At 74.1% G+C, this 9,793-nt stretch carries 13 protein-coding genes; 5 read left to right on the forward strand and 8 right to left on the reverse strand.

Annotated features, from left to right (window positions below; translation table 11 throughout):
- Positions 1-1,097: allantoicase (alc, locus tag GCU67_RS19565; RefSeq protein ID WP_163613046.1), on the reverse strand; the 1,097-nt coding region annotated here is incomplete at its 3' end.
- 94 nt (positions 1,098-1,191) lie between these two features.
- Here alc and GCU67_RS19570 point away from each other — a divergent pair.
- Positions 1,192-1,347, forward strand: a complete 156-nt coding sequence (locus GCU67_RS19570) for a hypothetical protein (RefSeq protein ID WP_163613047.1) — start codon at positions 1,192-1,194, stop codon at positions 1,345-1,347.
- Between the two features lie 61 nt (positions 1,348-1,408).
- On the forward strand, positions 1,409-1,564 hold the full coding sequence (locus tag GCU67_RS19575; RefSeq protein WP_163613048.1) for a hypothetical protein: 156 nt from the start codon (positions 1,409-1,411) through the stop codon (positions 1,562-1,564).
- A 3-nt stretch (positions 1,565-1,567) separates the two neighbouring features.
- Here GCU67_RS19575 and allB read toward each other — a convergent pair whose 3' ends face one another.
- Genes allB through GCU67_RS19610 form a run of 7 tightly spaced genes read right to left on the reverse strand, consistent with a single transcriptional unit; the run spans position 1,568 to position 7,345 of the window.
- Positions 1,568-2,896, reverse strand: a complete 1,329-nt coding sequence (gene allB / locus GCU67_RS19580) for an allantoinase AllB (protein WP_163613049.1) — start codon at positions 2,894-2,896, stop codon at positions 1,568-1,570.
- The gene (locus GCU67_RS19585; protein ID WP_163613050.1) at positions 2,893-3,609 is read right to left on the reverse strand and encodes an urease accessory protein UreD; all 717 of its coding nucleotides are present in this window, start codon (positions 3,607-3,609) and stop codon (positions 2,893-2,895) included. The genes allB and GCU67_RS19585 overlap by 4 nt, the downstream gene beginning before the upstream one ends.
- 25 nt (positions 3,610-3,634) lie before the next feature.
- Positions 3,635-4,312 carry an urease accessory protein UreG gene (gene ureG / locus GCU67_RS19590; protein WP_163613051.1) on the reverse strand — a complete coding sequence of 226 codons (678 nt, stop codon included), beginning with the start codon at positions 4,310-4,312 and terminating at the stop codon, positions 3,635-3,637.
- An 18-nt stretch (positions 4,313-4,330) separates the two neighbouring features.
- Positions 4,331-4,996 (reverse strand): urease accessory protein UreF, encoded by a 666-nt coding sequence (locus tag GCU67_RS19595; RefSeq protein ID WP_211661765.1) that lies wholly within the window; start codon positions 4,994-4,996, stop codon positions 4,331-4,333.
- Positions 4,996-6,717 (reverse strand): urease subunit alpha, encoded by a 1,722-nt coding sequence (locus tag GCU67_RS19600; protein WP_163613052.1) that lies wholly within the window; start codon positions 6,715-6,717, stop codon positions 4,996-4,998. The genes GCU67_RS19595 and GCU67_RS19600 overlap by 1 nt, the downstream gene beginning before the upstream one ends.
- Complete coding sequence (locus GCU67_RS19605) at positions 6,717-7,046, reverse strand: urease subunit beta (RefSeq protein ID WP_338105170.1); 330 nt, start codon at positions 7,044-7,046, stop codon at positions 6,717-6,719. Before GCU67_RS19605 ends, GCU67_RS19600 begins: the two co-directional genes overlap by 1 nt.
- Complete coding sequence (locus GCU67_RS19610) at positions 7,043-7,345, reverse strand: urease subunit gamma (RefSeq protein WP_163613053.1); 303 nt, start codon at positions 7,343-7,345, stop codon at positions 7,043-7,045. The genes GCU67_RS19605 and GCU67_RS19610 overlap by 4 nt, the downstream gene beginning before the upstream one ends.
- 172 nt (positions 7,346-7,517) lie before the next feature.
- On the opposite strand from GCU67_RS19610, the gene GCU67_RS19615 reads away from it, so the two are divergent.
- From GCU67_RS19615 to GCU67_RS19625, 3 genes are read left to right on the forward strand one after another with little or no spacing between them, the layout of a single operon-like run.
- Positions 7,518-7,880: a GntR family transcriptional regulator gene (locus GCU67_RS19615; protein WP_163613054.1), complete on the forward strand. Its 363-nt coding sequence runs from the start codon at positions 7,518-7,520 to the stop codon at positions 7,878-7,880.
- Positions 7,877-8,800, forward strand: a complete 924-nt coding sequence (locus GCU67_RS19620; protein ID WP_338105171.1) for an ABC transporter ATP-binding protein — start codon at positions 7,877-7,879, stop codon at positions 8,798-8,800. The genes GCU67_RS19615 and GCU67_RS19620 overlap by 4 nt, the downstream gene beginning before the upstream one ends.
- A complete protein-coding gene (locus GCU67_RS19625) occupies positions 8,797-9,498 on the forward strand; it encodes a hypothetical protein (RefSeq protein WP_163613055.1) in 702 nt (233 codons plus the stop codon). Before GCU67_RS19620 ends, GCU67_RS19625 begins: the two co-directional genes overlap by 4 nt.
- Positions 9,499-9,793 lie beyond the last annotated feature (295 nt).

Below are 9,793 nucleotides of genomic sequence, written 5' to 3' on the forward strand. Positions count from 1 at the left end.
TCGGCGCCCAGCGGGCGGGCGCCGACGAGCCGGCCGGCCTCGGACGGGTCGACGCCGAGGGTGCCCAGCACCTCCAGGGCCTGGACGTCGGGCAGCGCGTCGAACCAGCGGCGTCCCAGCGCGGCGCGGCCGGCGGCCGTGGGCCGGCCCCACAGCCGGAGCCGGGCCATCCCGCCGTCGGGGAAGACGTCCAGCCGGACGGCGCTGACGCCGGTCGTGCCGCCGAGGACGAACCGGTGCCGGGTGTCGGGCTGCAGCCGGGTGCGCGGCAGCAACTCGACCTCGGCGCCGTCGGCGGTGCGGCCGGTGAGCGAGGCAGTACCCGGCGCGTTGCCGAGGAAGTAGGAGGTGTCCAGCTCGGCCAGGGTCACCACGCCCTCGCAGGCCAGCGCGACGTCGACCCAGTCGTTGCCGGGGCCGCGGCGGCGGGCGTTCTCCCAGCCCTCGCCCATCGAGCGGGCCAGGCCGCGGCCGATGAGCTGCAGCGGGCTGCCGTAGTGGGCGTTGCTGACGCCGGTGACCCGCCCGCCGTTCTCCAACGCCGCCAGGTCGACCGGGCCGGCGTCGAGCAGCCGCGGGTCGGGGACGACGGTGCCGTGCACCCGCAGCCGGGCCACGCCGCCGTCGGGGTGGATGCTCAGCCGCACGTGGGTCACCCGACGGTCGGAGTCGACCGGGAAGGGGTTCGCGGTGTCGCCGGCCAGGTCCGACAGCGGCACCAGCGGCTGCCAGTCCGCGCGGGTCAGCTCCTCGACCGAGGGGTGGCCCTCCACCGCGGCGCCCTCGACGGAGGCCTGGGCGGGGTAGTTGCCGGTGAAGAACGCGGTGTCGACGACGACGCCCGCGACGATCCCGGGAGCGCCGAGCCGGACGATCGCCCAGTCGTGGCCCGCGGTGCGCCGGCGGCGGGTCTCCCAGCCGTCGTACTCCTTGCCCTTGTGGCCGAACTCGGTGCGCGCCACGGCTGGGTGCGGCAGCACCAGGTTCTCCCGCGCGGCGAAGAGCTCGTCGTTGGCCGCCACCACGGCACCGCCGAGGTCGCGGCGGGCGAGGTCGGGCAGGTGCACGAACGCGGGGCCGAGCTCAGCGTGTCTCATCGCTCTCCAGGATCGGGTGTCCGTTCAGGGGTTCACCTGCGTGGCGAGGGTAGGGGACGCACACGATCGACCACCCCGTCGGAGGAGGCACCCCGTGGCCAGCCCGGACGACGACCTGAAGGCCCGCGCCAAGGCGCACGTCGAGCAGCTCCCCGCCGAGACCGCACTGGGGAACGCCGATCTCGCCGGCGGCGTGGACGACGATCCGACGATCCTCGACGAGGCCGCCCGCGAGGAACCCCAGCAGTAGTCGCCCGTTCTGGTCGATCGGGGAGGAGGGTGGGGGTGCACCACCCAACCCAGGAGGTCGCATGACCAGCTCGCACGACGAACTGAAGGCACGCGCCAAGGACTACGTGGAGCACCTCCCCGCGGAGACGGCCCTCGGCAACGCGGACCCGGCGGGCGGGGTCGACACCGACCCGAAGCCCCTCGACCGCGCCGCCGCGGAGAAGCCGCAGACCTGAGGTTCACGCGCCCCTCGGTCGGCTGATCAGCCGGCCGAGGGGTGCGGCGCCCTCCTCGAGGAGCTGCCCGCGCAGCCAGGTCCGGCGGACCACCCCGGTCAGCTCCCGCCCCGCGTAGGGCGTCACCGGGTTCCGGTGGTGCAGCGCCCCCACCCGCCACTGCTCGTCGGGGGCGAAGGCGACCAGGTCGGCGTCCCGGCCGACGGCGATCCCGCCCTTGCCGGTCAGCCCGGTGAGCCGGGCGGGCGCCTCCGACATCCACCGGACGACGTCACCCAGCGCCAACCCCCGCGCCCGCGCACCGGTCCACACCGCAGGCAGTGCCACCTGCAGGCCGGCGATCCCGCCCCAGGCCAACCCGAAGTCGCCCACGTCGAGCCGCTTGAGCTCCGCGGTGCACGGCGAGTGGTCGCTGACGACCAGGTCGATGTCGCCGGCCTCCAGCGCGGCCCACAGCGCGTCGCGGTGGGTGGCCTCGCGGATCGGCGGGCAGCACTTGAACGCGGTGTCGCCGTCGGGCACGTCCTCGGCGGCGAAGGTCAGGTAGTGCGGGCAGGTCTCGACGGTGATCCGCACGCCCTCGGCCCGCGCCGCGCGCAGCATCGGCAGCGCCCCGGCGTCAGCCAGGTGGACGACGTGCACCCGGGCGCCGGTGTCCCGGGCCGCGGCGATGAGCCGGCCGATCGCGGTCTCCTCCGCGGCACCCGGTCGGGAGGCCAGGAACGCCGGGTAGCTGGTGCCCGCCGGGTCGGGGGCGGCGGCGATCACGTCGTCGTCCTCGCAGTGGGCGATGAGCAGCCCGTCGACCGCGGCCAGTGCGGTGAGCGCGGCGCGCAGGCCGGCGTCGTCCAGCGGCGGGAACTCCGGCACCCCGGAGTCCAGCAGGAAGCACTTCACCCCGACCGCGCCGTCGGCGAGCAGCCGGGTCAGCTGCCCGGCGTTGCCGGGCACGGCCCCGCCCCAGAAGGCGACGTCGACGCTCACCTGACCCTCGGCCACCTGCCGCTTCACCTGCAGCGCCTTGACGTCGACCGTCGGCGGGATCGAGTTGAGCGGCATGTCCACGATCGTGGTGACCCCGCCGGCGGCCGCGGCCCGGGTCGCGGAGGCGAAGCCCTCCCACTCGGTGCGGCCGGGCTCGTTGACGTGCACGTGGCTGTCGACCAGGCCGGGCAGCAGCACCTCGTCCTCGGCCAACGTCACGGGGTCGTCGCCGGCGTCGTCGAAGCCGGTGACCGCGGTGACCACCCCGTCGGTGACGTGCACCGCCGCCGCGCGTTCCCCGTCGGGCAGCACCACCCGGCGGGCCCGGACCACCACCGACCCGCTCACCGGGCCACCTCCACCAGCTCGACGTCCTCGGTCACCGACGCCAGCGCGGCGACGGCGTCGTGCAGCTCCCCGGCCCACGCGGTGCCCACCCAGCCACCGGGCAGCGGCAGCCGGACGGCGTCCACGCCCGTGCGCACCTCCGGCCGGGGCTCACCGATGCACACGGTGGAGACGTAGGCCCGCGGGGCGACCGGCGGCAGCCAGGCGGGCGCCCCCGGCCCGAGGCCGACGGTGGTGTGCAGCAGCGGGCGGCCGGAGCGCTCGACCCGGGTGGTGCCGGTCCAGCGGCCGGGGTCCTCACCGCGCCGGCCGAGCAGCACCTGCTCGGTGACGATCAGCTCCCCGGCCTCGGCGAGCTGGACGCGCACCTCGGCCCGGTGGTCGGCGCGCGCGGTGACCACCGTGGGCTCCGGGGCCAGGTCCAGCACCCCGGCCACCTCGGCCCGCACCACCTGCCGGGACGGCGGCGACTCCCCGCGCGCGGGCAGCACGACGGCTGCGGCCACCGAGCGGACGGCGAGCCGGGCGCCCTCCTCCACGACCAGCCGGATCTCCGCGTCGTCCCCGCCGAGCGGGCCGAACGCGGTCGCGACCAGGTGCACGGTGGTGGACCCGGTGCGCCGGACCGCCAGCTGCCCGCTGGCCCGGACGACCGGCAGGACGGTGCGACCCCGCGCGTCGCACCGCGCCACCACCTCGACGAGGGTCCTCACCGGGCGGCACGAGCCGGCGACACGCTCACGCCTCCTGCAGCGCCCGCGCCCGCACCTGCTGACGCACCCACTCGGCGACCTCGGTCGCCGCCGGGTCCTCCCGCAGGGAGATCAGCAGCGTCGGCTTGTCCCCGCGCACCGCATCCGAGTCCCGGCGCATGACGCCGAGGTCGGCGCCCACCATCGGCGCGAGGTCGGTCTTGTTGACCACCAGCAGGTCCGACGCCGTGACGCCCGGCCCGCCCTTGCGCGGGACCTTGTCGCCGCCGGCCACGTCGATGACGAACACCTGCACGTCGACCAGCCCGTAGCTGAACGACGCGGTCAGGTTGTCGCCGCCGGACTCGACGAACACCAGCTCCAGCCCCGGGTGGCGGGACTCCAGCAGCTCCACGGCGTCGAGGTTGGCGGTGATGTCGTCGCGGATCGCGGTGTGCGGGCAGCAGCCGGTCTGCACCGCCTCGATCCGGTCGTCGGGCAGGACGGCGTTGCGGCGGAGGAAGTCGGCGTCCTCGGTCGTGTAGATGTCGTTGGTGACGACGGCGAGGTCGTACTCGGCGCCCAGCGTGCGGCACAGCGCGGCGGCCAGCGCCGTCTTGCCCGAGCCGACCGGGCCGCCGAGCCCCACCCGCAGCGGACCGCCGTGGCGGTGGCCGGGGCTGTAGGGGTCGACGTAGTCGTCCAGGTTGTGGTCAGGCGGCATGGGAGCACTCCTTCGATCTCATGAGGCGAAGAACCGGTCGTTGCGGGCGGCGTGGACCTCGGCGAGCAGGTCGAGCAGCGGGTCGGTGTCGGCCGGCAGGTCTCCGGCCGCTGCGTCGTCGGCCACCCGGTCGATCTCCGGCGACAGCCGGGCGGTGACGGCGGCGACGGTGATCGGGTCCATGGCCAGCAACCGCTGGGCGGCGGTGGCCGGTCCGCTCACCGCCAGGTAGGCGGCGGCGTGGGCGGCGTCCCGGGGGGTCAGCCCGGCGGTCGCCGCGGCCACCCCGAGGGCCAGCGGGTGGTGCGGCTGCGCGGGCAGCGACGCCCAGGCCGGGTCCGGCCAGGCGCGGCTCGCGACCCGCACCAGGCCGCGGCCCTGCTGCCGGGAGGCGGCCCGCTGCGCGGGGGACGGCGTCCGGGCGTCGGCCTCGGCGTCCAGCGCGGCCAGCAGGTCGGCGGGGCGGACGGCGGCCGGGTCGGCGACGTCCACCGCGCGGCAGGCGGCCGCGGCGAGCCCGGCTGCGACCGCGCCGGCGGTGGTGAGCCGCCGGCGCAGGAAGCCGGCCAGCGACACCGGGTCACCGATCACCCCGGTGGTGATGGCCTGTTCGATCCCGCCGGAGTGCGCGTGCCCGCCGGCGGGCAGCCGGGAGTCGGCGAGGGCGAGGAGGGCGGCCGTCATCAGAACAGGAAGTAGCGCTGGGCCATGGGCAGCTCGCGCACCGGCTCGGGCTCCCAGACGTCGCCGTCCACGGAGACGGTGAAGGTGTCCGGGTCGACCCGGATGTCCGGCAGCGCGGTGTTCTCCGGCATGTCGGACTTGCCCAGCCGGGTGGTGTCGGAGACCGCGACCAGCCGCCGGTCGATGGCCAGCCGGTCGCCCAGGCCCGCCTCGAGCGCGGCCGGCGCGACGAAGTGCACCGACGTCTGCGCCGGCACCTTCCCGTACGCGCCGAACATGGGCCGCGGCAGCACCGGCTGCGGCGTGGGGATGGAGGCGTTCGCGTCGCCCATCTGCGCCCACGCGATCATCCCGCCCTTGAGGACGGCGTGCGGCCGCACCCCGAAGAACTTGGGCTCCCAGAGCACCAGGTCGGCCAGCTTGCCCGGCTCGACCGAGCCCACCTCGCCGTCGATGCCGTGGGCCACCGCCGGGCAGATCGTGTACTTGGCGACGTAGCGGCGGGCGCGGAGGTTGTCCGCGGCGCCGTCGCCGGCCAGCGACCCGCGGCGGCGCTTCATCACGTGCGCGGTCTGCCAGGTGCGCATGACCACCTCACCGACCCGGCCCATCGCCTGGGCGTCGGAGCCGATCATCGAGATGGCACCGAGGTCGTGCAGCAGGTCCTCGGCAGCGATCGTCGTGGGGCGGATCCGGCTCTCGGCGAAGGCGAGGTCCTCGGGCACGGAGCTGTCCAGGTGGTGGCAGACCATGAGCATGTCGAGGTGCTCGTCGAGGGTGTTCACGGTGTGCGGCCGGGTGGGGTTCGTGCTGCTGGGCAGCACGTTCGGGTGCCCAGCGACGGTGATGATGTCGGGCGCGTGACCGCCCCCGGCACCCTCGGTGTGGTACGCGTGGATGCTCCGGCCGGCGATCGCGGCCAGGGTGTCCTCGACGAACCCGGCCTCGTTGAGGGTGTCGGAGTGCAGCGCGACCGGGACGCCGTTGCGCCCGGCCACGGTGAGCGCGGCGTCGATCGCGGCGGGCGTGGAGCCCCAGTCCTCGTGCAGCTTGAAGCCGCTGGCCCCGGCCCGCAGCTGCTCCTCCAGCGACTCGGTGGAGACGGTGTTGCCCTTGCCCAGCAGCGCGACGTTGACCGGCATGCCGTCCATCGCCTCGAGCATGCGGGCGAGGTACCAGTCGCCCGGGGTGATGGTGGTGGCCTTGGACCCCTCGGCCGGCCCGGTGCCGCCGCCGATGAGCGTGGTCATGCCCGCGCCCAGGGCGGTGGGCACGATCTGCGGGCAGATGAAGTGCACGTGGCAGTCGATGCCGCCGGCGGTGAGGATCTTGCCGTTGCCGGCCATCACCTCGGTGCCGGGCCCGATGACCAGGTCGGGGTGGACGCCGTCCATGGTGTCGGGGTTGCCGGCCTTGCCCAGCGCGACGATGCGGCCGTCGCGGATCCCGACGTCGGCCTTGACGATGCCCCAGTGGTCGAGGACGACGGCGCCGGTGATGACCAGGTCCGGGGCGCCCTGGGCGCGGGTGGCCCGCCCCTGCCCCATCGACTCGCGGATCACCTTGCCGCCGCCGAAGACCGCCTCCTCACCGGCGAGGCCGGGCCCGCCGCAGCGGTCCTCGGTGACCTCGATGAGCAGGTCGGTGTCGGCCAGCCGGATGCGGTCGCCGACCGTGGGGCCGTAGAGCTGTGCGTAGCGCTCGCGGGACAGCCGCACCATCAGCCCAGCCCACCTTCCGCGGTCAGCCCGGGGACGACGCGGGCGCCGGCCAGGGGGACGAGTGGGACCGTGCGCTGGATGCCGGGCTCGAAGCGCACGGCGGTGCCGGCGGCGATGTCGAGCCGGTGACCGTGCGCTGCGGCCCGGTCGAACTCCAGCGCGGCGTTGGCCTGTGCGAAGTGGAAGTGCGAGCCGACCTGTACCGGCCGGTCGCCGGCGTTGTGCACCGCCAGCTCGATGCGCGGCACCCCGGGCAGGGTCTCGATGAACCCCTCGGCCGGGATGACCTCGCCGGGGACCACCCCGGGGGTGACGTCGTCCCTGATCACGAGATCGGGTGGTGGACGGTCACCAGCTTCGTCCCGTCCGGGAAGGTCGCCTCCACCTGCACCTCCTCCAGCAGCTCGGGGACGCCGTCCATGACGTCGTCCCGGGTCAGGACGGTGCGGCCGGACTGCATGAGGTCGGTGACCAGCTCGCCGTCGCGGGCGCCCTCGAGGACGTGGTCGCTGACGATCGCCGTCGCCTCCGGGAGGTTCAGCTTCAGGCCACGGGCCTGACGGCGACGGGCGAGCTCGGCGGCGTAGCTGAGCATCAGCCGCTCCTGCTCGTGCGGGGACAGCAGCACGGTCGACGTCCTCCTGACAGGGCGGTCAGCGGCAGAGCCAGGACCGTAACGGCTGCATGTGACGGTCGCGTTGCATCACCTCTTGCCGGGCGAGGCGATCGACCTCTATGGTTCATTACATGAGTAACGAACCCATGAGCCACTGGGCTCGCTCCTGGAGTCCTGGGCCGGCGTGAACGAGGACGCCGGCCCGATCTTCAGGCAGATCGCGACCCAGCTCGAGGACGCGGTCGTCGACGGCTCCCTCGCCGAGGAGAGCCAGTCCCCCTCGTCCAACGAGCTGGCCGCCTTCCACCGGATCAACCCCGCCACCGCGGCCAAGGGCCTGAACCAGCTGGTGAGCGACGGGGTCCTCTACAAGAGACGAGGAGTCGGGATGTTCGTGGCCACGGGCGCTCGCGAGCAGCTGCTCAAGCGGCGCCGCAGCGAGTTCGCCGACCAGTACCTCACCCCCCTGCTGGCCGAGGCCGGCAAGGTGGGCATCACCGTCGCGGAGATCGCGGCCATGCTGCACGAGCGGGGGGACCGCTCGTGAGCGCCGTCGCCACCCTGGACGGCGTCTCGATGCGCTTCCGGGGGCACACCGCCCTCACCGACGTCTCGACCAGCATCCCGGCCGACACGATCACCGGGCTGCTCGGTCGCAACGGCGCCGGCAAGACGACCCTCATGCAGCTGCTCACCGGCCACCGGGTGCCCACGACGGGCCAGGTGCGGGTGCTGGGCGGAGACCCGTTCGAGAACGACGCCGTCCTGAGCCGCATGTGCTTCCTCAAGGAGGGGCAGCGCTACCCCGAGTACTTCCGGGTCTGTGACGCGCTCGCCGCGGCGGCCACGCTGTACCCGGCCTGGGACGGCGACCTGGCCGACCAGCTCGTCGCCGACTTCGAGCTCCCGCGCAAGCGGCAGATCAAGAAGCTGTCCCGCGGGATGAACTCCGCCGTCGGCATTGTGCTCGGACTCGCCTCGCGGGCCCCGGTGACGCTCTTCGACGAGCCGTACCTGGGGCTGGACGCCGTCGCCCGGCACCTGTTCTACGACCGGCTGCTCGCCGACTACGCCGAGCACCCCCGCACGATCGTGCTGTCCACGCACCTGATCGAGGAGATCAGCGACCTGCTCGAGCACGTGCTGCTCATCGACCACGGGCGCGTGCTGCTCGACACCGACGCCGAGTCGCTGCGCGCGTCAGGCCTGACCGTGAGCGGCCCCGCTCCGCTCGTGGCCGGCTTCGCCGCCGGCCAGCACCTGCTGCACACGGAGTCGATGGCCGGCCGATCCCGGGCCGTCGTCCGGGCGACCACCGCGACCGCGCGCCAGGACGCCACCGACCTCGGGCTCACCGTCGAGCCCACCTCGGTACAGCAGCTCGTCGTGGCGATGAGCCTCGCAACCACCCACGGTCCGTCCTCGCCGGACGCCGCCCGGCTCGCCCTGCAGGGAGTCCCCCGATGACCCGCGTCCTCGCCGCTGCCCGCCTCCAGCTCGCCCATCCGCTCGTCGTCCTCGGCGTCCCGTGGCTGGTCGTGACGACGTCCTTCCTCATCAACCTCGCGATCTGGGGCATGGCGGACGTCGCAGAGAAGTCCGGCAACACGACCAACACCGGCGGGCTGGCCTCGCTGTACATCACGGTCATCGTCGTGTTCAGCCAGGCGATGACCCAGATGTTCCCCCTCGCCATGGGGCTCAGCCTGAGCCGGCGCACCTACTACCTCGGGACGGCGGCTGCGGCCCTCGTCCAGTCCCTGGGATTCGGGCTGGGCCTCACGGTGCTGGAGGCGGTCGAGGACGCGACGAACGGGTGGGGCGTGGGACTCCACTTCTGGGCCGGCGGCGGACTCGACGTCGGCAACCCGCTGCTGCAGCTGGTCGTCTTCACCCTGCCGATGATCGCCGCCTGCTCGATCGGCCTGGGCATCGGCGTGGTGTTCAAACGCTGGGGGGCCGCGGGGATCTACGGCCTGAGCATCGGCGTGCTGCTGACCGCCGGCGTCCTGGCCATCCTCGTCACCTGGCGCAACGCCTGGGGCGACCTGTGGGCATGGCTGACCGACCGCTCCGTCGAGTCGCTCACGATCACACTGCCGTTGGTGCTGGCGGTCGCCGTGGCCGGACTGGCCTACCTGGGACTGCGTCGCACCGTCCCGTGATGCCCCATACGAACGGGACGCCGGCAGCTCTCGGTGCGCCGGCGCTCCGGCCCAGGGGTGAGGGAGCCCACGAGATGGCGGTGTGACGAAAGGAAGCATTGGCGGTGGGCGCACCGCGCCGTCACCTCAGACGCCAGGTGCGGAGCAGGTGGACGCAAGCGCCCGCGACCAGGCGATCCTCTCCTCCCGGCATCAGGTGTCGGGCAGGAGCACGTTCCCGATCCTCGTCCGGGAATGCAGAAACGGGGCCACAGCAGATGCTGTGACCCCGTTCCTGGGAGTTGTGTCCGGCGGC

It is taken from the genome of Modestobacter muralis, from assembly GCF_010682105.1.
Taxonomy (GTDB): Bacteria; Actinomycetota; Actinomycetes; order Mycobacteriales; family Geodermatophilaceae; genus Modestobacter; species Modestobacter muralis.